Here is a 24,061-nt window from a genome sequence, read left to right as displayed (position 1 = left end):
CTAAGTAAAGGCTATGTTGGCTTCCTGCAGCAGCAGGGAGCCTTTTTTGCATGTACGGGCATCCACTACTACATTCGACACGAGAGGATGTTCTTTATGGCTAGGCCACAACACCAACACCAAGTGATCCATTTGGCTGTACACAGCAAGGAAGCAACCGTGACTTCGTACCAATGGAAGACCCTTTGGGCTTCCACCATCGGTTACGCACTTGATGGACTTGACCTCATGGCTCTATCGTATGTGATGTCGATGATAATTACGCATTTCAAACTCAACTCCGCACAGGCTGGGCTCATCAGCACCATTACCCTCATTGGCGCGGTGATTGGCGGCTACACCTTTGGTGTGCTAGCCGACATCTATGGTCGTGTGAAAACATTTTCTCTGAGCATCCTTATCTTCGCCATTTTCACTGGCACCACGGCCTTTGTGCACAATATCTTCTGGTTTGATGTTACACGATTTATTGCGGGTCTTGGCCTCGGTGGCGAATTCGGGATTGGCATGACGCTGGTTTGCGAAGTGTGGCCCAAACGATTCCGGGCTCGTGCAACCGGTGTGGTTGCAGCGGGGTTTGTCATCGGCATGGTGGTTGCGCTCATCTGCTCAATGCTCTTTGTCCCACACTTTGGCTGGCGCAGCGTTTTCCTGATCGGTACACTGCCAGCACTGTACGCGTGGTGGTCTAGACGCAACCTGAAAGAACCTGAACTCTGGGTACAACAACAACGCACAACTAAGGTACCGATGTCCCACTTGTTTGCAACGCCTAAAAAGACCGGAACCACCATCGGGTTAGTCATCATCACGAGCGTCCAGAACTTTGGTTTTTACGGAATCATGACATGGCTGCCGACGATGCTTGCCAAGCAACTGCACTTTTCATTCAATAAATCGCTGACCTGGACCTTTGTCACCATCCTCGGCATGCTGGCTGGCATCCTGTTGTTCGGGGTTCTTGCAGATAAAATTGGACGCAAAGCGGCCTTCATCATCTTCCAGTTGGCGTCAGCAGTGATGGTTTGGGTCTTCTTCCAACAGACAAACGCGGTAGTTCTGCTCATTCTTGGTGCCTTACTTGGCTTCTTTGTCGACGGCATGATGGCTGGTTATGGTGCGGCTATTGCCGAACACTATCCAACGGAAGCAAGGTCCACCGCCGAGAACTTCATTTTCAATACGGGACGCGCAGTTGGAGGATTCGGCCCATTCGTCATCGGCTACCTCTCCCTGACACACAGTTTAAGCTGGGCACTCGGCTTGCTCTCCGCCATCTACGTGATTGCCGCACTTGCCGTCCTATTCCTTATCCCTGAGACGAAGAATGCAAAATTGGCATAAGGGTGGCGCGATAAATGGGGTGCCCGAACGGGCAATAAGCAACCTTTTATACTCTTTTGAGGTAAAGTCGCTCGGGAGACATACCAGTTGACAATGAATGGACAAGCTGTATAGACGGACAAACGGCACGCCTGTTGGGCGTGCATCAGATTTCAGTTCTGGGGCTAAATTTGTAGAATTATAGAGGATCTCCGTAACTCAACAATAAGAAAACGTGCCGTTCACACATTCCACATTCATATCATGCGGTTTATGTGAGCGACACTTGATTGGGTATTCTATCGCAGGATATCATTCGGTCAGTAACTGTTTATATGGGCGGGACAATCAAATACAGGCGGATGATGAACAAAAGGACACTCCATATGAAGCATCCCAATGTGTTGTATATCTACGTTACTTCGACTTGCTCTGAGAACTGTTACCCACTCGAGGCAAACCACCCATGCCGTTAGGATGTGGCGTAGTCCCCGATGGTGGAGAGAAATTACCGTCATTTTTCCATTGACCAAAGTTTCCATATCTGTTTGTGACGGAACCACCCATTGGTCCACCACCCCTAAAACCAAAGTGTGACATCCGGCCTGATCCACCGTCAAAAATGGTTATATTATCCATGTTATACACCAAGGGCCCGGCCATTGCAGCGACGAGGGCAGTGACAGTAGCGCCTACAAATATCTTCCGGCCAAGCTTTGGACCAACCAGTATGATGATGGCCGCTGCACAACCAACAGCAATCAAAACGAATCGTAACCATGGATACCAGTCTGGCTGGGAATCCAAAAGCATAAAAGACCTGACTGCAAGGGCAAGGGTTCCGACTGCGATACACACACGGACGATGATGGGTTTCCTAGACAATCGACGGAAGGGCCTTCTAGAGTCTACGATGTCCCGATTGCTTAGTCCAAACATCGCGATTAAGATAACACAATTCAAATAAACCATCCAGAGGTCGGCCGTAGCGCTTGTAGTTGAATAGACAACCGTCCACATATCCCAAAACGAAGTGAGTGTCAGAGCGATGGAAAACCAAGCCCAACGTTGGTCTCGCAGCATGGTAAACATGCTAAAAATTAGAGCCATAATGATATATCGTTCATGAATTTCGGTTGCCAGCATGTAAAATGAGAGGCTGACAATTGTGGCTGCTTTCAACAGTGTCTCCCCAACATCTTTTGCGCTGAACCAAATGTAATAAGAGGCATACACAACCGCTGCAAACAAAAGAATTAAACCGATAAGCTTATAATCAACGGATGGAATAACCTGGGTCGCATCAGATGTACCAGGTGAAGTCCCGAATAATTCAAACCATATATTCATCGCATTCAAGCTGAGGTACGGATACTCAGATGTCGTAGCCACATAGGAGTCGTGGAACATATTGACGATTCCGCCACCTTGCGCGGCAAACCAGATAACAAATACACCAAACGGCAGAATCGCTCCAGCTAATATTTTCAATGAAAGTTTTGGATGTTTGTTCAACATCCATACCTTCAATCCGTAGACCATCAAAATCGGCGCTATCAGGATAGATTGAAATTTACTGAGCAAAGACACACCAAAGGTGAATCCTGACCATAATGGGCGCTTCGTGACCACCAGCAAAATCGCCGTAACTGACAAAATTCCATCCAAGATGTCGATTTGTCCCCATACGGCCGTATCAAACAAGATAGCCGGATTTAGGCAAAACAGACTAAGGATTGCCAATCTCCAGGCAGGGCGCACAGATTTTGTGGCAACAAACATAACAATCATGGCCCCTGCATCAAAAATAATACCCGGTAGTTTGATGAGCCATTGTCCCGGTTGCACTTGCATGCCGAGACTCGAAGCAACGTGCCCCAACATTCCCAACAATAGTGGGTAAATTGGAGGATAGTCCATCTGTGAAGATTGGTAAGCTTTCACGATACCCACTTTTTCTACGGATTGCATCCAGGAGATAAAAGTGCTTTGATCGCCAACATATCCTCGAAATTTTCCGGCCATCCAAAGTTGCAGAAGAACGGATGAAACCAATAGTGCCAAAAAGGTCCATAACACCTTATCCCCGAACCATCTGTTTGACTTTGATTCTGCGGGGATCGTAGTGTTCTGAGTTTGTTCAACTGATAACTGTATCCTATCCATGGCGCACCACCTCCATATTGGTTTGTGAACTGACCACCCACCATTATCCTGAAAATGAATAACCAACTGGCGTCGGCTGGCTCTAGTCGGATTGATGGAATGACTCCTTTTGATCAAGCCATGCGTAAACGCCTAATCGTTTGATGTCATTTGGGTGGATTAACTGAAACAGTTCCGATTCGTGCCGTCTTGTCATAGACTACACCACCAACATCGAAATTTGGTTTAGCAGCCGGATGTTGGATTAGCCCGTAGTTCGGGCTTTACCTTCCCGTATTTCTGCACGAGTTCATTCAGTGTGGATTGAGCATTTTTGAGTTCTTTGGAAAGAAGTTGTTGTGTCATGTGTTATCGCTCCTTTAGTTGTCTCATGCGCCCTTTTGGGGGCCCCGGCACTCCTAAGCAGGAGACATCAAAAGACCCAGGGAAACCCTGGGTCATCCCGCGCTGGTTGGCGTGAATCCGAATGTTTGATCGGATCCACGTCGACCGGCGCTGCTGTATTGAATTTGACTTATACATCAGGCCGGGACCCGTGTTGGCCCTTGGGCCATGAGCGTGAAGCGGAGACCCACCGGTGAGTGATTTGCTCACCAGTGGGCTCCGCGTAGCGAGTGTCGTATGATTCTTTCACTAGCAGACAATCACACCATTTTCCACACCAAATACCCAATTTAATTTCCAATTTTGGTACTTACTCAGTATTTTTCACTATTCAAAGCGTCGGTAGGTGGTCGCCGCGCCTTTTGGTTTTGGACCAAGCAAATCTAATTTAAAAAGACATTGAATATTTATCTGCCTTTTGAATGATACGCTTATTGTAGATATGGGCAGGTTAGCGACGGAACGGTTCCGTATGATTACCGTGGTAATGGGTGAACTTGAACTGATCCCTCATGGGACAAAAGCACTGATTATTCCTAAATGAACAGGAGCGGATGCCCAATATCGGAATCGCTCCTTTTTATCAGCGGTCCAGCGACATATGCAGAACTAATTTTGGTTCGTAGCACTACGAAACAAAACCTTGTCAAATTGTTGTTTCATTTTTAGCTAATTATGCATACAATGAAATTAATTCGAGGAGAAGCTTAAGGTAGGTGAATTCTATGAACGAGAATGTCTTCAAGGCGATGTCTGACAAGACTCGTAGGAAGATCATCGAACTGTTGAAGGAAGGACCAAAAACAGCAGGTGAGATTTCGGAACATTTCTCCTCAGCTCAACCGACGATTAGTCGACATTTGAACGTTCTCAAGAATGCGAATTTGGTTATTGATCAGCGGGAAGGAACTTTTATTATTTACAGGCTCAACACAACCATTTTGCAAGAATGGCTGGCATGGCTTCTCGAACACTTTGGAGGTGGTGATAGTGATGAATAAGAAAAAGGCAATGCCGTGGTGGGGCTGGCTTGCGTGGATCTTGGCAATCGTGCTGGGGTGTCTTACGTACTTTCATCTCCCTGTACAGGTTCCAAGCCATGTTAATTCGACTGGAAAACCGGCTTTCTTCATTTCGCGTCTATTAGCGGTTGTGTATGAACCGTCGATTATGCTTGTCATCATTCTCGTGTGGCACGTTCTCTGGAGAATTGACCCGAAGAAGAGAAATTATGAGTCGTTCTGGTCGACGTATCGATATATCGGCGGCGTCGTTATTGTGTGTGTTAGCTTGATTTACCTCGTGGTTTTAGGACACCTTTTGCACATCGGGTCTATGCATTTCGCTCTGACCGTATACGGTATCATGTTTATGCTGATAGCAAACGTTTTGCCGCGTCTTCAACCCAATTGGTTCGTTGGCATCCGAACGCCATGGACTTTGTCGAGTGAAGAATGCTGGAATCGCACACATCGTTTAGGTGGACAACTAGGAATTCCGATAGGAATTTTGATTATTATTCTTGCCTGGGTTTTGCCCATCGGTAAAGTGATGGTACTTGCGGTTGTTATACCCATTATTTTATGGGTGCTTATTACGGTTGTGGCGTCGTATTTTTACGCCAAAAAGGAGTAACTGTACTGACAAAGGGCACCGTTACAGTGTGACACGGTGTCCTTTTGTTACTTCATGGTACAAAACCCTTGTTTTTCTCAATGGTTCTGTCGTTAGTCATAATGGACGACACCGGCTCCATTTCGCACATCGTGGTTTACACTGAAGTTAGGAGAACAGTGCAGAGCCACATACGAAGGGAGCCGATACTATGAAGACTATCACAAAGTTTGTAGGTTTGGATGTGTCTAAGGAAAGCATCGCAGTTGCGGTAGCAGACGAGGGCCGTGGAGAACCGAGATATATCGGAATGTTCCCTCATACGGTGGAAGCTGTAAGGAGCCTGGTACATAGATTGGCTTCAGATGGCGTCGAACTGGAGTTTTGTTACGAAGCAGGTCCGACAGGCTCTGGACTGTATCGACTACTGCGCGCAATGGACATGCCGTGTACCGTTGTCGCACCATCCCTCATTCCAGTTCGCCAAGGAGACCGAGTGAAGACAGACAAGCGAGATGCGTTGAGATTGGCACAGTTGTTCCGTGCTGGTGAATTGGTTGCAGTCTTTGTCCCGAATGAGGAAAACGAGTCATTACGGGATTTAGTGCGGGCACGGGAAGATGCGGTGGAAGACCGTACACGGGCAAGGCATCGGCTATCCAAGTTCCTACTCAGACACAATCGGCGTCCTGAAACTAAGCTTAGTGCTTGGGGGCTATGCATCGTCGGTGGCTGGACGGCCTCAAATGGACGGATCGTCGAGAAGAAGTAGTGTACCAGGAGTATTTGCATCATTTAGACGAAATTGAGGGACGTCTCAAACGTCTTGAGGCAGCTATACACTTGGAGGCAACGGAAAGCGAGAGAGCTCCAGTGATTCAGGCTTTGCAAACACTGAAGGGTGTTGCAGAGGTCATCGCAACCTCCTTGGTCGCTGAGGTTGGGGAGTTTCGTCGTTTCCGGAATCCAAAGCAGTTGATGGCGTACGCTGGATTAGTACCATCCGAGTATTCGAGCGGGGTATCTCGAAAGCAAGGAAGAATCACGGAGTCTGGGAATTCACATCTTAGACGGGTTCCTAGGAGAGGCAGCATGGTGTTACCGATACAAACCCGCTATTAAAGGAAAGATTCGTAAGCGGCAAGAAGGGCAGAGTCCCAAGGTACAGGACATTGCTTGGCGAGCACAGGACAGGCTTCATCGAAAGTATGTGAAGATGATATCACGAGGTAAGCATCACAATGTAGCCGTCACTTCAGTGGCAAGAGAATTGTTGGGATTTATATGGGCCATCGCATGCGAGGCAGAGCGGCAGATGGAGACATCGACTGCAGTATAAGTTTTGGAAAAGAACTGTAGTAAAGAATAATTGTAATTAGGGTTGAAGGTCGGGACTGAAGGCACAGGAATGTGTTTTGTCAAGAAGATTTCCCTGGTTTTATCATCACTTTTTCCTTGGTGTAATCATCGATTTTTCCCTGGTGTGATCAACTAAAATCCCCTGGTATTATCACGAGAATTCCCTGGTGTATTTCCAGTTCTGTTTGGGTCATTTTTGCCGCATCAATGCGTGTTTTAGTCGGTAGCTTTCTCCCTCAAACACAACAAGTTGTCCATGGTGCGCCAGACGGTCAATCATTGCAGCAGCCATCTGGTCATCCGTGAAAATACCGCCCCATTTGGAGAACTCCAGATTCGTGGTGATCACCAAACTTCGTCTCTCGTAACTAGCTGCAACCACTTGAAATAATAGCTGCGCCTCTTCACGGTCCATCGGAAGGTAACCCCACTCATCAATGACCACAAGCTGAGCCTTTTCTAGTTCCTTCATTATGCGTTCTAAAGATCCAGCGCGTTTGCTCTCGCTCAGTCGTGTCACCAGGGATGCTGCGGTGAAAAACCTCGTAACAATTCCCATCTCACACGCTTTCGTTCCTAAGGCAATGGCAAGGTGTGTCTTACCAGTGCCGACAGGACCATACAGAACGAGGTTCTTTTTCTCCTGGACAAACTGACACGAAGTCAGTTCATCCAGGGACAAGGTAGAGGGCAGGCGAAGTGAACTGAATTCGTACCCCTCCAGCGTTTTTCGTACAGGGAACGCAGCTCGTTGAAATAAACGAATTCTCCGCTGACGCTCGCGGTGCTCCAATTCCTCCCGGAACACCTTATGTAGAAACTCCTCCTGTCTTGGCGTAGCTTCTAAATCGCATAACCGTACCGCATTCTGACTCAGGATTAATTGTCGGCAGTATTGTGAGATTTCTAGTCGTATCTCACTGCGGTCCATGCACTTCACCTCCGAATGCGGGTAGTAAAACATCATACTGGCTCATGTCGGGTCCAGGCTCCCCTGGCGTATCCAGACCGTAGTGAGCAATCCGAGCCGCAACAACTGCTGCATTGACCTCAATGCCTTGTGTGCGTTTGCGAACAATTGCTTCCTGTATCGAAGTCACCGCAACGTCCAAGCCATATTGGTTAGACAAATCCTTCATGAGGCGTAACGCTTGCCGTAACCCACTCCTGTCCTGCTCATCCATGTAATCACGAACCTCGTAGGACATTTGGCTACGCATCAGGCTGTTTCGCCATGCTCCTGGTTTTACAATCAATTGATCTAGCATCGTTAACCAGTCGACTGTGTCTGTCCGCTCTGTACCGAACTCCCTTTCGTGGCGAGAGATAACGTCACCCGCTTCATCAAGTGGTTCAATGAAATGTGCGCCGATCCGGACAATAATCTCCCGGTCTGCATACAGCGGCGAGGAAGAATAAGTGTGCTTGCCATCAAGTATGAACTTGCCATAGCCGTTGGTCTTTACATGCCCATATCGGCAAGATTCAAACGGCGCGTTTGGGAGTGCTCGCATGGCTTCCTTGTCCTTCTCAAACAACTCGCAGATAGGTACTCCTTTCTTGTAGTGCTCGCGGCTATTATCCAAATCGCATAGTTCGAATAATTCAGTGTTCCACTCATGCAATGACACTTTGGATGGTAGGGGAACCATGTAATTTCTCCGAGCGTAACCAACCTTGTTCTCCACATTTCCTTTTTCATGACCGCTATTCGGATTGCAGAATGTAATCTCAAATCCGAAATGGGCTTGGAATCGCTTAAACAACTGTGTAAGGCGAACTAGCTCTCCAATTCGCCTGCCGGCTGCTGTGGCATTGTCAATCACAAGTCGTGACGGAACACCCTCAATATGATAAAAGACGTCCATTAATCCTTGGCATAAGCATTCAGCAGTTTCACCGAGAAAGCACTGAACAAATCCTGCATTGCTATGCGGGAAAGATACCACCAGATACTTCGTAACGCGTCGCACGCCGTTTACAATCACATCACATTCACCAAAATCAGCCTGAGCCTCTCCAGGATGCCACTGAAGTTCAAGATAGCCCTTCTTACTAAGGTGCTGGCGTTGACGAAATGCGGTCACGTATCGGTTCACGGTCGGGTACGAACAGTTGAACTCCGGAAACTTTTTCACGAGTCGGTCATATACTCGCTTCCCCGTATGACGTTGCTTGTACCGATTTTTAGCATCTTGAAGAAGCCATGCATCAATGGTTGGCTTGTAGGGATCCAACTTGGATGGCTTAGACACTGGCACAGGCAGCCTTGGGGAGAAGTCCTCCTGCTTCATGTATTTCCGAACGGTCTTGGGATCTAGCCCCAATTCCTTTGCAATCTGATACGCTCCTTTCTCTTGGAGTTGCAGTTCCTTGATCCGGTGAATCTGCTCCATACTCATCGTCATCCTTTCTCCTCCTCGCATTTCTACAAAGAGGATTGTAAGAAGCAAATGACACAATTAGGAGAGATACACCAGGGAAATTTCCAGATCAGATCAGGGATTTCCTGATGACATCAGCAAGGATTTCTTAATGATTAGATCAGGGAATTTCTGATGATCGAAACCTCCATTTTTATTTGACCATACACAGCACAGGAATCCGGTACGGGGAAACCTCGTCCCCCGTTTGTGCAAGGTCCAGAACCTGACGCACGAAGCTAGTGCGCTCGTTGTACAGCTCTATCCACCCTCGCGTATTTCGGTGAGGGTTCGAATAGCGGCGTACATCTTCGGAAATGTTTTTCTTCACGACCGTTCCGTAGTTGGAATCGGAACATGCAGCGGTGCCAAGTGGGCAATCAACCTTGCCTAGAGCGTGCGGACAGCGGAACTTCAGTCTATCGCCGTCAGCTCCCCAGTACACCATGTCGTATCCCATTGAACAGCGTGGCGTGCCGTTAGAAGTCATCCCGGCAGGTGGTTCCTTTTCACCGCGCCGGTTCAGTGCAATAATCGCCTGCGCACCGTAACCACGGGCAGTTTCATAGTTCTTTACCTGGTCGTATCCAGCGTCCATCATGACAAATTTGACTTTCCAATGGCGATTTTCGATGACATCTTTCATCAATGGAATCGACATCTCGCCGTCATATACATGCGCTGGTGTAACCTCGAGTGAGACGGGCAATTCACTGGCTGTATCTACAGCTAGGTGAATCTTGTACCCGAACCACGTGAGCTTGTTGCCAAATGTGTCATATTTCGCACCCCAGTTGGCATTGTGCGTTTCCTGGTTTCGTGATTTCGGCTGTTTTTTCTCGTAGGCACCAATAGCTGTACTGTCAATCGCAAGATGACTTCCGTCAATGATTCCGGACTCTTTACACTGACCCACGACCGTTCCAAAGACTCGACTGAGTGTCGCAATGGACAGTGCGGGTTCATCTAAACGAAATCCACACTGGTATCGAAAACGCAGATCACCGTCTAAACGCTTGTGTAACCGGGTGAAGGTCGAGATGCCTTCCAGCGGAGCAACGAGCAACGCGCGTAGAATTGCTTCTCGGTCGATTGGCTTTGCACCTTGGGGTGATGAGTTCTTCAACTTTGCGGCATATGGATGTAGGTCAAGTGTTGAAAAGAAGAGCTCCAGCCGCTCACTGGGTTCGATTTCTAGCCACTCTTCAAAGGAAAACAGAGACTTTTGGAGAAGATACAAGTGGGACTTCCCTCCTCGGATATTTCTTGTTTGGTCACTTGAAATCTTCTCGAAGTTGGGGTGAAGTCCTTTTTTATGTTCTGTTATCCCTTGTCCCTCAAGGGCTTAGAAATCTGCAAAACGCTCAATTAAGATTCTAATAAGAACAGCAATAATCGGTTACCCAAAAAATGAAGTGCTATTTTGTTCACAAAAAGACTTGTTTTCACTGTGACCTCGAAGTTTTTTGAGCGAAAATGTTTAAGGAAGGTGAAAAAGGTGAATCAAAGCAGAAAAAACAAGAAAACGTCTTTTAAGTACATTTTTATTGCATACGGAATCGCTAGCGTCATTGGAATCATCGTAGTCTTGATGTACGAAAATCGACACGCAACAGCATCACCAAGAGAAACAAACAATCAATCTGTTTTGACGAAAACATCAATTCCGACTCAACAGTCCAGTGAATTGGCTCTACAAAAACTAAGTAATGAAATCGTTTCGTGCCAGTTATCCGAAAGTGAATCTGAAAAACTGACAATTGAAGCGTTCAAGAAGTATTATTCAATCACTACTCCAAAATCCAATTCCAGTAGTACAAACTCTATAGAATGGTCAGAAATCCATGATAATCTTTTATCAGCCGATCAATATGCAAAAAGTAAAAGTTTCACTCTCATGCAATCATCTTGGCAAGGTATAGGACAAGAGCTATCTGCTTTAGATGGTAAATAGGCTCCCCCGGTTGAAACTTAATTTTTGAAGTGTGTTTTAGATGTGAGTCTACGCGAGAATATATCCGGACATCTGGTGTTAGGCTCTAAATGTAGACACAACGGAAAATAAATAAGATGTTGCCCCAGACGTTACACATAAATATACGGTATCGGTGTTGAACTGTTACTGCGTTAGCGGACAGGTTAACAGAAGAGTCGCGTAGTGGTTGGGTGTTGTACTGTGTGCCACTCGGGAGCGATTGAAGTGGATATGGCTAAAATCGATTTATACGAACAAGGTTCCGTGACTCCTAAGTGTCAATTGTACGGCGATTCGTCGGCACTTACTGGGTTATGTTCGAATCAAGTGTGGTTATGGCACCTATCGCAAGCTTGAAATCCATGAGAGCTCCTAGTAAAGTGGGAGAGGATAAAAGTTCCTCTCCCACTTATCTGAGTTAATAGCTGATTACTTACTTACCGCGAGCGACGCGCACGTTTGCTTGGTTCGCTGCGAGAGCATTACCAAAATTCGCTGTTGCTGTAGCAGTTTGTGTGATGCGAACACGGTTTCTTTTAAATGCATGCTTTTTCTTCATAGATTTCACCCCCTTTCAAATTCGATAAAGGGTAAAAACCTATCTCTAGCATTCGGCTAGTTAACGCTTCTTCTTTATGGATTTGAAAATTCGTATGTTCGCTGCATTGCTCGCCAATGCGTTTCCTCCCGCCGCCGTCGCCGTTGACCTTTGGAAAATTTGTACCAAGATGAATTGGTTCTTGCCCACTCTAAATTTAAATGTTTTGACATTTGACCGAACCACTTTAAAATCCCCCTCTCGTCTTGACTTGCTAGTAAATTATGTTGGGGGTAACAAAGCAGTCGCGGTGAATGACGGAGGGCATTTATCTGTTTTCTCTCGCTGAGTCGCAGATTGAATACGAAAGCACGGATAGATTTCAAGACCTCGTTCAACAAAGCAATCATCTGCTCGGGTTAAAAACTGACTCCTAGATGCAGGAGCCTTTATGTCGCTAGTCATATATCAACTACTGCGTGCAATGGACATGCCGTGTACCGTTGTCGCACCATCCCTCATTCCAGTTCGCCAAGGAGACCGAGTGAAGACAGACAAGCGAGATGCGTTGAGATTGGCACAATTGTTCAGGGCTGGAGAGTTGGTTGCAGTCTTTGTTCCAAATGAGGAAAACGAGTCATTACGGGATTTAGTGCGGGCACGGGAAGATGCGGTGGAAGACCGTACACGGGCAAGGCATCGGCTATCCAAGTTCCTACTCAGACATAATCGGCGTCCTGAAACTAAGCTTAGTGCTTGGGGGCTATGTATCGTCGGTGGTTGGACGGTCTCAAATGGACGGATCGTCGAGAGCAAGTGGTGTACCAGGAGTATTTGCATCATTTAGACGAGATTGAGGGACGTCTCAAACCTCTTGAGGCAGCTATACATTTGGAGGCAACGGAAAGCGAGAGAACTCCAGTGATTCAGGCTTTGCAAACACTGAAGGGTGTTGCAGAGGTCATCGCAACCTCCTTGGTCGCTGAGGTTGGGGAGTTTCGTCGTTTCCGGAATCCAAAGCAGTTGATGGCGTACGCTGGATTAGTACCATCCGAGTATTCGAGCGGGGTATCTCGAAAGCAAGGAAGAATCACGGAGTCTGGGAATTCACATCTTAGACGGGTTCCTAGGAGAGGCAGCATGGTGTTACCGATACAAACCCGCTATTAAAGGAAAGATTCGTAAGCGGCAAGAAGGGCAGAGTCCCAAGGTACAGGACATTGCTTGGCGAGCACAGGACAGGCTTCATCGAAAGTATGTGAAGATGATATCACGAGGTAAGCATCACAATGTAGCCGTCACTTCAGTGGCAAGAGAATTGTTGGGATTTATATGGGCCATTGCTTGTGAGGCAGAGCGGCAGATGGAGACATCGACTGCAGTATAAGTTTTGGAAAAGAACTGTAGTAAAGAATAATTGTAATTAGGGTTGAAGGTCGGGACTGAAGGCACAGGAATCCGGTACGGGGAAACCTCGTCCCCGTCAATTTACCATATTTTACATACCGGTGGAATATGCCAGACAATTCTCCAATTGCTACTACACCATCACCACATACGCCTCTCCTTGGAGACAATTATGCCGGATGATATAAAATTCATTTACAACCCGAACCACTTAACACCTAGTGAGCTGCTCTTTACCATGTGAGTCAGCCGCCATTTCATTAATCCGAGTCAACCACCACATATCATCTTGTGTAATATCCGTTGCCGTACCACGGAGAATGGCGCCGACCGTCAGACCGCCGACTATTCGATGGAGGACCAGGGCGATGATGACCGATGACCAATGAATCCGCCCGCAGTCATGAACCGACCCCAGTCCATTCCGTGTTTCTCGATATACTCTGCAATGGCAATCGACAACTCTTCGAGGCATACGTATGTGTGACAGTATCAATCATGTGACCCTGGCTGGAATACAGCGATTGCTTATTTCCAGTTATCATTCAATTACTACGCATACCCCGATTTCTATAGTTGAACACAACATGACCTAGACATTGCGACGACATCATCCGCCTTAACTTCCTGGTTAAGGTGGTCAGACAAATAAATCCCCTCACTGATTAACATGGTTTGCAAGGCAATTTCTGCAGTCGGCAGTAGTTCTACTCTTCCTTGCAGCGCCGCGATCCAATGGTGCTGTGATGAGTCATAGGCATCCGTATTATCTTTCAATTGATGCCAGCGATAATCAGCGGCATTCAAGTCAAAGGTACTGTCCATTTCCATGTCACATATTGTCGTATGGTAACTGAGAGGCGTACTTTTTGAGTTGGTAATGCCAGGTAGACGAATGCCGCCCTTCGTCCCGGCAATACTGCTCCCTTCAAATCCATTTAGTTGGATCGCCCAAGATTCAATTACGTCAAGAGTCAGACCGTCCCGAAACCTCACAAATCCTACTGCCAATTCCTCCACATCAAAACCGCTCGTCGTCCTTCTCTTCTCGTCCATGTCTATCTCTTGATAGATTCTTCCGGACACCGTAGTAACTTCTGGAGTCCCCAATAAATACAATAGTTGCGCGAGATGATACACGCCCATATCCAACAAGGCGCCACCTGATGCTGTTTCCCTTTTGGTGAAATACTCGGTACCATAGCCATCGACATATGGACGGCCGCGTCGTCGGTATCCCGTGGACCGTGCATGATAAATTTTGCCTAGTTTTCCTTCATCAATCAGGAGTTTTGCAGCCTTCGCCTCTAGGGAGTACAAGGTACTCAGCTGGATGTGAAGTTTTTTACCACACTCTTTCGCAGCGTCGACCATGGATTTGCCGTCTGCGTAGGAACCCGCAATTGGTTTTTCACAATACACATGTTTACCAGCCATAATGGCAGCAATCGCGACCCGTGTGATAGTTGTTGTGAAGACACACATCGACCGCATCCAAGTCGTCACGTTGTAGGAGCTGACGAAAATCGGTATACACGTGCGGAATATTGTATTGATCGGCAACACGCCTCAACTCCGCTGCATTGATGTCTGCAACCGCGACGACGTCTACTCCGTCAATTTTCGCGTAATTCTCCAAGTGATGTTTCCCAATTAAGCCGATGCCAATAACCCCCACCCGAACATGATTCATCCGAGTTCACCCCCCATCTGAGTCTTTGAACGCGCCAATTGGCTTGCTGTTCTGCGTAGGCTGGCCAACTGCCACTCCACCTGAATGTATTCGTTTTCCCCAGAATGATGTTCTACTCCGAGATAACCAGAATAACCAGTATCCGCTAGAATTTTCAGCTTATCTTCATACCTCGGTTCAACCCAAGCTGCTAAATGCGTGTGAAACGCATACGGGGCACAAAGTCGGTCCCCGTTCTCTTCGTCGGTGTCCCAGTTCTCAAAGTGAAGAAGAATTCCAAATGACGGATTATCGACCGCTTCATAGATTTTTTTAATATTCGCCGGCACTCGTGAAGCTCCCCAATGGTTTTCGGGTCCAATCATATATCCGTTTTCCTGCGCACGATGCGCATATTCTTGATACCACTTGACCGTATACTCAAACTGTTCCTCGGACAGTTCCGACTCTCGCCCCCCCATATCGATGCGAACGGTGCGTGCACCCAAAACTTCAGCGGCATGCAAATTCGCAAGGGCATGGCGGTAGTTCTGTTCTCTCATTTCGGGATCCGATTCCCACAAATGCGCTCCATCAACGCATAAGTTGGCTAAGTGTAAACCTCTCTCATCCATCGCTTGTCGAACCTTTGTAAGATAGTCATCGTCACCAATATTCTCTAACATGCCATTCCAAATGTCCGCGGCATTCAGGTTATAACGGTATTTCGTACTTTCCAGATATCCAAATACATCCATCTTTCTCTCCTGTAACAATCCGTGGAACGAAAAGGGATGCAACACAAATTTTCATGATTTCAACCCCGATTCGTTATTGAGATACAACTTGTTTGGCGTTGGAAAAGACAATCGTTAATCGATCTGTAATGTCGCGAATTACGATCCTCTCGCCGGCTTCAACTGTGCCATGCGTGACATGCCAGTTGCCATTGGTATGCATTGAAATTGACCCTCTGGCGCCAATCGGTTGCACGCACAGTTCCACCTTGTCGTCGTCGACGAGCAACTCAATTAATTCCACAGTGGCGTATGAAATCGTTAAATCCTTTGCAATCTCCAAGTTGCGAACATAGATGGCTCCGGAGCGCGGCGGCAACATAATCTCCTCACCATCAAACAATGGAGTGCCATCTTCAAATACGATTGTTCTTTGGACGACATCATCGTAATTGGTAACAAAAATGAAGGACTCTTTGCCATTCGTACGCTCAACAAGCGATAGCTCACCATTCGTTGCCACGAGGTGGCCCTGAATTCCGACGTTATTTGCAATCTCTCTAATTACATCAAGTTGGTATCCGTATTCTTGGCCGATTGCGAGACCGAGAACGACGACTTCCCCAGCGCCAACAGACTTCTTATAGGCAGCTACTTCTTGTCTCCCATCTCGGGTACGTGTAGCCAGGACTTCGCCTTCAAACGATGAGAATTTCAACCGCTGTCTAACTAGAACGGAATCGCTACTGAGGACCTCAAGCGTGTCTACGCCACCAATCACCTCCCATTCACCAAGCCCGAGTTCTTCAGCCAATAGCCTGCATGAATGACCCTGCAGGTCCAGAACTGGAATTTCGGGATACAGCATCAATTTTCCACCTGCTCGAGCATATTCTGATAATCGTTTTTGTAGTTCTCGGTCCATATATTGAGTAGAAAACACCCATAAGGTAGGTACTTCTGTCACAGTGAACTCCTGCAATAAATCAACCGCTTCAAATTGAATGTTTGCTCCGACTAGCAGACGGATCATGCCATCAAACGCGAAATGCTCCCGCTTCGCAATCACTTCATTTAAGATAGTGCGATCCCGATCTTCAACGAGCTCCGACATGTAGTCGTTTGGGTTAAAACCCACGAAGGTATGGACTTTCTTTGGGCAATTTAGCAATTGCTAGCCAACTGTTTTAAATACGGACCCCAAGTGACGGGCCTTATCATAATTCGGGCGAAGATCCCCATTCGAGTCAATTGGTGCCTGCCACTCGTGCCGGCGTCCGAACAAACCGATTTCTTCGTAGTTTTCTCCTGCGACAAACATATAGTAATTCAGTGCATTCATTCCATGTGCGACGCAGGTGCGGGTATTTAAATCTAAGTCCTGCGGGTACAATTTGGGCCGGTCCGCCAAACGTCCAGATTGAAATTCCGCGGAGAAGAGAGGCTGTTCTGTACCGGAAATTGCTTTTGTGTAAGCAGCAGAGAGTACCAGGTCGTGATAATTGTCATAGCCGATGTGGCCAGGATAAAATTCCCTCAGTTTCCCGACATATTGCTTCGTGTAATTTCGCCAAAACTCTCCAAATTCAAAATGAAATGAAGGGTAGTCGTCTGGCAGACCTTGATGAAACGACAGAATCCTGTCACTCGATCCGCTTGTGCAATGTTTGTCCCTCTTTCATCGATCGTCCCAGTTTTGGACCACGTAGTCGAATGCTGAGCACCCGGCTTAAATGGGCATATGCGACTGACTAGCATGAGCCCTTACTGCGTTAACGGGTGCGTTAACGGGTGCCTTAACTGAACAAGATGGGCACTCGAAAGATGCATAAACATGTTACAAACAGTAAAAAAATACTGAAGCTCGCCTGGCTTTGAAGTCCTACACGGACATGAATCAGTTACGACTTTATTTTCCTGCCCCCCCACAAAGCGGAAACCCCTTGGTATACAACTTTAATTTTGGAGTCGAAATGGGTGTCTGATAGCACATGCTGCCCACCAAGGCTTTTGAGTGTTCAACTTTGTTTTTTCGTGACCATATCCACTGCACCGCTGAGATGGTTGACGTCGCTTCCAGCGGGAAATGCGGCCCCGCCTGCGGTTCAGAACGTATACCCGCGCCTGTTCCCGGCCCATTGCTCAATACGGCCTCATTCGACGTGTTCGATGACTGTGGCGACCCCTTGACCCACTCCGACGCACAGCGTAGCGACCCCGTACCGGCTACGCGTTCGCTGTAATTGACGTGCGAGCGTGCCAATCAGTCTGGCGCCAGAACAGCCCAGCGGATGCCCGAGCGCGATGGCCCCTCCGTTTGGGTTCACGCGATCCATCGGGATGCCCAGTTCACGGATACAGGCGAGCGACTGCGCCGCGAACGCTTCGTTGAGTTCAAAGACGTCGACGTCCGCGATGGACAGTCCCGCGAGTCGCAGCGCCTTCTGTGTGGCTGGGATGGGGCCCAGCCCCATCGTCCGCGGGCTTACGCCAGCGGACGCACTCACGACGTAGCGCGCCATGGGTAAGAGGCCCAATTCCCGCCCCTTCGTCTCGGAGACGAGGAGGAGTGCTGCAGCTCCGTCGTTGATTCCAGAAGAGTTCCCAGCGGTAACCGTTCCCCCTTCGCGGAACACAGGTCGCAACTTGGCCAGCGATTCTGCGCTCACGTCGGGCCGTGGGTGCTCATCGGTGTCAATCGCGTATTCACCCGTCTGTCCGCGAACGACAATTGGCGCGATTTCCTCTTGAAACACCCCTTGCGCCTGCGCCTTTGCGGTCTTGCGTTGACTGGCGAGCGCAAAGAGGTCTTGGTCATTGCGGTCTATTCCGTACTGTTGCGCGACGTTCTCCGCGGTTTCACCCATGCTCTCGAACGGGTACGGAAAGTTGGGATTCATCATTCGCCACCCGAGTGCCGTGTCCCACAAGGTTTGATTTCCCCGGACGTATTCGACCTCAGGTTTCTGGAGGACGAGCGGCGCGCGGGTCATGCTCTCGACGCCACCTGCGACGGCCATCTGGATTTCGCCAAGGGCAATCGCTCGCGCCGCTTGATTCACCGCGTCGAGCCCGGACGCACACAGGCGATTGACGGTGATACCGGGTACATGCTCTGGCAAGCCGGCAAGCAGTGTGGCCATCCGCGCGACATTCCGATTGTCCTCGCCGGCCTGATTGACGCACCCCATAATGACTTCGTCAATCTCATCCGGACTCACGCCGCTTCGCGCGACGACGGATTGGATGACGTGGGCGGCGAGATCGTCCGGGCGGATGCGCTTAAGCACCCCACCTTGGCGCCCGATGGGCGTCCGAACATATTCGACAAGCCAAACCTGCTCCATGCACAACCTCTCCCCTCATGTTCAACCCTTGTCAGATCCCGAAGCTAAGCGCGCGCCGCATATTCCTTTTTCAGTTGTGCCGCGATGATATTCTTTTGAATTTCCGATGTGCCCTCGTAGATTCGGGTGATGCGTGCGTCCCGGTAAAATCGCTCGATGGGATACTCCGCGATATAACCGACGCCTCCATGGATTTGAACCGCTTTGTCGGCAATCCGGTTGTACACCTCCGAACCGTACAGTTTCAGCATGGCGGCCTCCTTGATCACGCTGTGTCCCTCGTCGCACATCCACGCCACGCGGTAGGTCATCGAGCGCAGCGTCTCGATTTCCAGCGCCATTTCAGCCAGGTAGTGCTGGATGATCTGTTGCTCAAAGATGGGCTTTCCAAATTGCTCTCGCTCCATCGCATACGCGACCGATTTTTCGAGCAGGTACTGACAGGACCCTAAGCAGCGCGCGGCCAATCCCGCTCGCCCGTTCGCCAGAATTTTTAAAGCGTTTACATACCCAGCACCCGCGGTCCCAAGGACATTTTCTTCAGGCACCTCGACATCCTCAAAGTACAGCTGCGCCGTGTGCGATCCATGTAAGCCCATCTTCTTCTCAATGCTCCCCACTTGAAAACCAGGGAAGTCCCGCTCGACGATGAAGGACGTGATGCCCTTTGCTCCCAGCGCCGAATCGGTCACAGCCATCACTGTGAACACGTGTGCGATGGGTGCGTTTGTAATGTAAATTTTCTGACCATTCAAGACGTACCTGTCGCCCTTTTTCACGGCCGTCGTCCGCAGGTTCGCGGCATTCGATCCCGCCTGCGGCTCCGTCAGCGCAAACGCGCCAATCCACTCGCCGCTGGCCATCCTCGGCAGGTACCGCATCTTTTGCTCCTCGTTCGAGAGTTCGACGAGGCCGACCGACCCGATTCCGTTGTGTGCCCCAAGAATGGTGGTATATCCGTTGATAGTTTTGCCAAGTTCCTCGTAGAGCGCGCATTTCCCGACCATGTTCACACCCATACCGCCGTATTCTTCCGGAATGCTCAGGCCGAACAACCCAAGTGCCTTGGACTTGTCGAGTAGCGCTTGCGGCACATCATCTTCCTCTTCTATCCTCATCGCCAAAGGTTCTACTTCGTTTTCGACAAACTGTCTGACGGTCTCCTTCATTCTTACGATATCTTGTGACAACCGAAAATCCAACCTCGATGCCCCCTCAAAGCTTAGATAGTTCCTTCGCCCAGCCGAATTCGTTCGCATGTGGGTCAACTGGTTTACGACTTCGAAGCGTAATCGAAAAATCCCCTACCCGTTTTTCTCCCCAACCGCCCTGCTTTTACATATTTCTCAAGAATAGGTGCCGGGCGGTACGTCTCTCCCAACTTTTGATGCAGATACTGCATATTCCGCAGCCGTGAATCGAGGCCCACCAAATCTGCCAGCGCAAGCGGTCCCATCGGGTAATTCAGCCCCAACTGAATAGCCTTGTCGATGTCTTGTGCAGAGGCGACACCTTCCTGAAGCATCTTCATCGCCTCGTTTCCAACTAGGCAACTAATTCGGCTGGTCACAAACCCAGGGAACTCATTGACCTCAACCGACTCCTTTCCCATCCTCGTGGCAAGGCGTTTGGCGGTTTCAAAGGTGTCGTCATCCGTATCAAGTCCCCGCACGATTTCAACCAGTTTCATCCTGTGTACCGGATTGAAAAAGTGCATGGCAATCGTTTGTCGCGGGCGTGTCGTAGCGGCGCCAATTTCCGTCGGACTCATCGTCGAGGTATTCGTTGCGAAAATTGTATGAGGTGGACACAGCGCGTCGAGCTGCGCGAACACGTCGACCTTTACTTCCATTCTCTCGAGGACGGCTTCAATCACCACGTCGGCGTCCCCCACCGCCACTTTTAAATCTGTGGTAGTCCGAAGTCGGGCCATCACGGCGCCCCGGTCGTCAGGGGTCATCTCTTGGAGCTCAATTCTTCTCTCCATCAATCGATTCATATCCTCGGTAGCGCGCGTCAATTGTTTGCTGTCAATGTCGTGTAAGGCGACTTGAAATCCGGCGAGTATCGCGGTATAAGCGATACCTCTGCCCATGGTTCCGGCGCCGATCACGGCAATTCTGTCAACACGCATCGTATCCTCCGCCTTCTTTGTGGAATTCGTGAACCCCAAATGAGTCACACAGCCTACTTCTCACCAACATGCGGTGCAGTCACGCTGAACTCACATCGATTCGCCTGTGTGATACCCGTTCCACTCAGACAGCGCCTGTGTCTTGTTGACCAGCTTACGGGCCACCGACTCTGCCCTTTCTGCCTGAAGTTCGGATGTGGTCGCCAAACAGGCCATGACCCATTCAACCTTCCCCTGCTTGCCAAAAATAGGCGCCGCGACGGACGACACCCCTTGCATGAGCCCGCCATGAGACACGTGATATCCCGTGCGGCGAATTTCCCGCAGGGTACTCACGAACAGCTGTGAATCCGTGATGGAGTGCGGCGTGTACTCGACGAGGCCCTGTTCGATCCATCGAGGCCACAGGGACTCGTCGTCATAGGCGAGGAAGCACCGGCCAAAACCCGCGCCGATAATCGGAAATTGCTGACCGATGGAGACAGATATGTGCACTTCCCCCACCGGCTCTTCAGATGCGATATAAATCAGGTGATCATCGCGCAGGCGCTCGATGAGCACGGTCGTCAGGCCTGTGGCGCTCGCGACGGAACGGAGTTCCGCTGTCGCAAGCGACACCGAATCGTTCAACTGCAAGGCGCGGTAACCAAGCGGAATTAAATACTGCCCGAGGCTGTACTGCTTGGTCTGTGCGTCGTACTTAATCAAGTCCTCCGCCTCCAAGGTTCGCAACACGCGCAAACAAGTCGTCTTGTTGGCGCCCGTCAGTTCCGAAATCTGCGTGAGCGAACATGCTCGATACTTGTAACGGCTCAACAACTTCAACATGCGGGCAGAGAGCGCGACAGACGGAACATAGTAATCCATGAATTCACCTCGTTCCTTCAAAACGGATGGCTGCCCTTAGTTTCATATATGAAACAATGTTAAAAATATGAACTCTACGTCAATTTTAGCGAGCAGTTGAAAGCGCTGTCAATATTCGATGAGAGGTTGTCGCGAAGGCGATAACACCTGCTTCGGGCACCTGGTGATCCACTGGGTTTCCCACAACCAAGGTGTTGCGACAGCTCTGGTGCTGGACACTGAGGAATACGTTGCGGATGTCGGAGGTTTGAATCGTACACGGGTCACCGGAATGGCAAAAACATTCCTTCTATTTCAAAAAAGGGGGCTATCAGAAGTTTTAACAGGCTTTATCTGCGCAAGAGAATTTACACTTTGTCGATGTGGAGAAAAAACAGAGCGAGGGATTGAGGGGATGAGCCATTTCACAATGACAAAGGGGCGCCTTTGACCACGGCGTGGTGGATTGCGCCCCCGTCTGTGCCCACGACAGGCGTGGTGTACGCGGCTTCGCTTAAATGACGTCGCTCAACTGTGCGAGCAAGTCGTCCTTCGGCTTATAACCGATCAGTTGTTTAACCACCTGTCCGTCCTTGAATAGGAGCAAGGTCGGAATGCTCATGATTCCGAATTGACCGGCTGTCTGTGGGTTCTCATCCACGTCCAACTTACCGACGACAAGCTTGTCAGCGTACTCGTCAGACACTTCTTCGAGCACGGGCGCCATCATTTTGCAAGGTCCGCACCACGTAGCCCAGAAGTCCACGAGGACCGGTTTATCAGATTGAATAAACGACGCGAAGTCGGCATCCGTTACTTTTTGCGTTGCCAATATGCTCGCTCCCTTCTCGAAATGACCACGGGGCTTATTGTACCACAACACCCTCGAGATCATATATTTCCCACATAAAGAATTCGCCCGCGAAATTCGGCGGTTCCCTCTATGAAAGAACTGTGACTAATATCGGAGTTTGTTTGCCCGTCTATCAGAAATGAACGCGAGCAATAGGCTTGACCCAATGACGACGCCGAACAACCAGTAGAATCGATGCAGACCATACCGACTGGCCATCGTCTGCATCGGCAAGACCCAGTAGAGCGACGACGCCACGAGTAGCATCCACGGTGTGACACGGCCATGTAGCCGAGACATGGCAAACGTGAAGAGCGCCGCCATCAGCGTGAGGAAAGCCGTGAGTAAAGCATCACCTGTGAAGTTCCAAGGAGTCATCCAAATGCCAAGTGCGGGCACAAGCGTACTCTGGAAGACCATCGCGCCCGTGATGTTTCCCGCCGCCAGGCTGTCTTTTCCCTGTCGGATCCACACGACGCTGTTGAGCGTTTCCGGGAGCTCTGTGGCCAGCGGAATGATCAGTGCAGACAAGACGAACGTAGGAAGGCCCACGCGCACTGCGATTCGCTCCACGCCGCCGGTCAATGTATGCGCACCGCCGACAATCAGGGCTAACGCGAAAAACAATTGAACAAACACGAGTGTGATGCTGGGGATGGTCGATTTGGGCTGGATGTAGAGCGGTCTTAGCTCGTCCTCCTCCAGCCTATCCGACTTGTCGCAGACGGTCATCACAATAAACGCCAGGTAGACAAGAATCAGGAGGAACGGGACCACTTGGTGAACGGCGTGCGTGGGTACGAGACCAGCGACCATGGCCAGCGCATAAGCGACGAGAAAGCAGAGGTTATCACGCCGGTAGGAAGAGTGACCGACGTGCAATATATACCCAGTGGATTTTGCCCGAAACGAGAGGAGGGCCACAGCCATCACCAGAGATCCCAAGGTGGCGAGCAGAAACGGAGCACCGAGAATGCCGCCAATCCCGACCTGCTGTGCCTCGTGCGATCGGCCAAAGAGGATGGCGGTCACCGGTACGGCGGTCTCTGGCAAGGCAGTGCCCACGGCGGCCAGTACGCTTCCGATAGCGCCCTGACCCAAGCCGAGTTTGCGACCGAGCCATTCAACGGCGTTTGTAAACAACTCCGCACCAAACAGAATCATGGCCAAGGAGAAGATCATTTGCACCGCCCAAATCACTTGCATCCCTCCAGACAAAAGCACGCCCGTCCATAGACCGTACGCACATCCTACCTGGAATATGACAAGCCTGTGCGGCGTCA

The 24,061-nt window shown here is 49.4% G+C and carries 21 protein-coding genes and 2 pseudogenes; 8 read left to right on the top strand and 15 right to left on the bottom strand.

Annotated features, from left to right (window positions below; all coding sequences use genetic code 11):
- Positions 1 to 96 precede the first annotated feature (96 nt).
- A complete protein-coding gene (locus NZD89_RS10255) occupies positions 97 to 1,344 on the top strand; it encodes an MFS transporter (protein ID WP_268007617.1) in 1,248 nt (415 codons plus the stop codon).
- A 396-nt stretch (positions 1,345 to 1,740) separates the two neighbouring features.
- Here the strand turns inward: NZD89_RS10255 and NZD89_RS10250 are convergent, their stop codons facing one another.
- The gene (locus NZD89_RS10250; RefSeq protein WP_268007616.1) at positions 1,741 to 3,489 is read right to left on the bottom strand and encodes a putative hexosyltransferase; all 1,749 of its coding nucleotides are present in this window, start codon (positions 3,487 to 3,489) and stop codon (positions 1,741 to 1,743) included.
- A gap of 1,109 nt (positions 3,490 to 4,598) precedes the next feature.
- Here NZD89_RS10250 and NZD89_RS10245 point away from each other — a divergent pair.
- The 4 genes from NZD89_RS10245 to NZD89_RS10230 all read left to right on the top strand — a co-directional run bounded on the left by NZD89_RS10245 (position 4,599) and on the right by NZD89_RS10230 (position 6,609).
- Entirely contained in the window at positions 4,599 to 4,874 is a 276-nt protein-coding gene (locus NZD89_RS10245; RefSeq protein ID WP_268007615.1) for an autorepressor SdpR family transcription factor, read from the top strand.
- Positions 4,867 to 5,508, top strand: a complete 642-nt coding sequence (locus NZD89_RS10240; protein WP_268007614.1) for an SdpI family protein — start codon at positions 4,867 to 4,869, stop codon at positions 5,506 to 5,508. The genes NZD89_RS10245 and NZD89_RS10240 overlap by 8 nt, the downstream gene beginning before the upstream one ends.
- A 190-nt stretch (positions 5,509 to 5,698) precedes the next feature.
- Positions 5,699 to 6,259: an IS110 family transposase gene (locus NZD89_RS10235; RefSeq protein ID WP_268007613.1), complete on the top strand. Its 561-nt coding sequence runs from the start codon at positions 5,699 to 5,701 to the stop codon at positions 6,257 to 6,259.
- Positions 6,259 to 6,609, top strand: a complete 351-nt coding sequence (locus NZD89_RS10230) for a transposase (protein WP_268007612.1) — start codon at positions 6,259 to 6,261, stop codon at positions 6,607 to 6,609. The genes NZD89_RS10235 and NZD89_RS10230 overlap by 1 nt, the downstream gene beginning before the upstream one ends.
- Before the next feature lie 427 nt (positions 6,610 to 7,036).
- Here the strand turns inward: NZD89_RS10230 and istB are convergent, their stop codons facing one another.
- The 3 genes and pseudogenes from istB to NZD89_RS10215 form a co-directional block, all read right to left on the bottom strand.
- A complete protein-coding gene (gene istB, locus NZD89_RS10225; protein ID WP_268004193.1) occupies positions 7,037 to 7,777 on the bottom strand; it encodes an IS21-like element helper ATPase IstB in 741 nt (246 codons plus the stop codon).
- Positions 7,764 to 9,254, bottom strand: coding sequence for an IS21 family transposase (gene istA / locus NZD89_RS10220; RefSeq protein ID WP_268004194.1), 1,491 nt, complete (start codon positions 9,252 to 9,254; stop codon positions 7,764 to 7,766). Before istA ends, istB begins: the two co-directional genes overlap by 14 nt.
- Before the next feature lie 244 nt (positions 9,255 to 9,498).
- Positions 9,499 to 10,509, bottom strand: a pseudogene (locus tag NZD89_RS10215) (transposase); the annotation flags it as partial.
- A gap of 258 nt (positions 10,510 to 10,767) precedes the next feature.
- Here NZD89_RS10215 and NZD89_RS10210 point away from each other — a divergent pair.
- Complete coding sequence (locus NZD89_RS10210; protein WP_268007610.1) at positions 10,768 to 11,223, top strand: hypothetical protein; 456 nt, start codon at positions 10,768 to 10,770, stop codon at positions 11,221 to 11,223.
- A gap of 454 nt (positions 11,224 to 11,677) precedes the next feature.
- On the opposite strand, the gene NZD89_RS10205 is transcribed toward NZD89_RS10210, so the two are convergent.
- Positions 11,678 to 11,803 carry a hypothetical protein gene (locus NZD89_RS10205; RefSeq protein WP_268007609.1) on the bottom strand — a complete coding sequence of 42 codons (126 nt, stop codon included), beginning with the start codon at positions 11,801 to 11,803 and terminating at the stop codon, positions 11,678 to 11,680.
- Positions 11,804 to 12,233: 430 nt separating this feature from the next.
- Here NZD89_RS10205 and NZD89_RS10200 point away from each other — a divergent pair, with 430 nt between their 5' ends.
- Both NZD89_RS10200 and NZD89_RS10195 read left to right on the top strand, forming a co-directional pair.
- A complete protein-coding gene (locus NZD89_RS10200; RefSeq protein WP_268007607.1) occupies positions 12,234 to 12,629 on the top strand; it encodes an IS110 family transposase in 396 nt (131 codons plus the stop codon).
- Positions 12,602 to 12,952 (top strand): transposase, encoded by a 351-nt coding sequence (locus NZD89_RS10195; RefSeq protein WP_268007606.1) that lies wholly within the window; start codon positions 12,602 to 12,604, stop codon positions 12,950 to 12,952. The genes NZD89_RS10200 and NZD89_RS10195 overlap by 28 nt, the downstream gene beginning before the upstream one ends.
- A gap of 807 nt (positions 12,953 to 13,759) precedes the next feature.
- Here NZD89_RS10195 and NZD89_RS10190 read toward each other — a convergent pair.
- The 10 genes and pseudogenes from NZD89_RS10190 to NZD89_RS10140 all read right to left on the bottom strand — a co-directional run bounded on the left by NZD89_RS10190 (position 13,760) and on the right by NZD89_RS10140 (position 23,978).
- Positions 13,760 to 14,563: a Gfo/Idh/MocA family protein gene (locus NZD89_RS10190; RefSeq protein ID WP_268008451.1), complete on the bottom strand. Its 804-nt coding sequence runs from the start codon at positions 14,561 to 14,563 to the stop codon at positions 13,760 to 13,762.
- Positions 14,564 to 14,581: 18 nt separating this feature from the next.
- Positions 14,582 to 14,882: pseudogene (locus NZD89_RS10185) on the bottom strand (Gfo/Idh/MocA family protein); the annotation flags it as partial.
- Entirely contained in the window at positions 14,879 to 15,619 is a 741-nt protein-coding gene (locus NZD89_RS10180) for a sugar phosphate isomerase/epimerase family protein (RefSeq protein ID WP_268007604.1), read from the bottom strand. The pseudogene NZD89_RS10185 and the gene NZD89_RS10180, both read right to left, overlap by 4 nt.
- A gap of 73 nt (positions 15,620 to 15,692) precedes the next feature.
- Positions 15,693 to 16,736, bottom strand: coding sequence for a hypothetical protein (locus NZD89_RS10175; RefSeq protein ID WP_268007603.1), 1,044 nt, complete (start codon positions 16,734 to 16,736; stop codon positions 15,693 to 15,695).
- A gap of 1,015 nt (positions 16,737 to 17,751) precedes the next feature.
- Positions 17,752 to 18,945, bottom strand: a complete 1,194-nt coding sequence (locus NZD89_RS10165) for a thiolase family protein (RefSeq protein WP_268007601.1) — start codon at positions 18,943 to 18,945, stop codon at positions 17,752 to 17,754.
- A 44-nt stretch (positions 18,946 to 18,989) separates the two neighbouring features.
- Complete coding sequence (locus tag NZD89_RS10160; RefSeq protein ID WP_268007600.1) at positions 18,990 to 20,147, bottom strand: acyl-CoA dehydrogenase family protein; 1,158 nt, start codon at positions 20,145 to 20,147, stop codon at positions 18,990 to 18,992.
- Between the two features lie 71 nt (positions 20,148 to 20,218).
- Positions 20,219 to 21,079, bottom strand: a complete 861-nt coding sequence (locus tag NZD89_RS10155) for a 3-hydroxyacyl-CoA dehydrogenase (protein WP_268007598.1) — start codon at positions 21,077 to 21,079, stop codon at positions 20,219 to 20,221.
- Positions 21,080 to 21,169: 90 nt separating this feature from the next.
- Entirely contained in the window at positions 21,170 to 21,946 is a 777-nt protein-coding gene (locus NZD89_RS10150) for an IclR family transcriptional regulator (protein ID WP_268007596.1), read from the bottom strand.
- A 493-nt stretch (positions 21,947 to 22,439) separates the two neighbouring features.
- Positions 22,440 to 22,757 carry a thioredoxin gene (gene trxA / locus NZD89_RS10145; RefSeq protein ID WP_268007595.1) on the bottom strand — a complete coding sequence of 106 codons (318 nt, stop codon included), beginning with the start codon at positions 22,755 to 22,757 and terminating at the stop codon, positions 22,440 to 22,442.
- Between the two features lie 126 nt (positions 22,758 to 22,883).
- Complete coding sequence (locus tag NZD89_RS10140; RefSeq protein ID WP_268007594.1) at positions 22,884 to 23,978, bottom strand: sodium:calcium antiporter; 1,095 nt, start codon at positions 23,976 to 23,978, stop codon at positions 22,884 to 22,886.
- Positions 23,979 to 24,061 lie beyond the last annotated feature (83 nt).

Source organism: Alicyclobacillus fastidiosus, assembly GCF_026651875.1.
In the GTDB taxonomy this organism is placed as follows: domain Bacteria; phylum Bacillota; class Bacilli; order Alicyclobacillales; family Alicyclobacillaceae; genus Alicyclobacillus; species Alicyclobacillus fastidiosus.
Note: the sequence above shows the minus strand (reverse complement) of the source record. Positions and strands in the feature narration are given on the sequence as shown.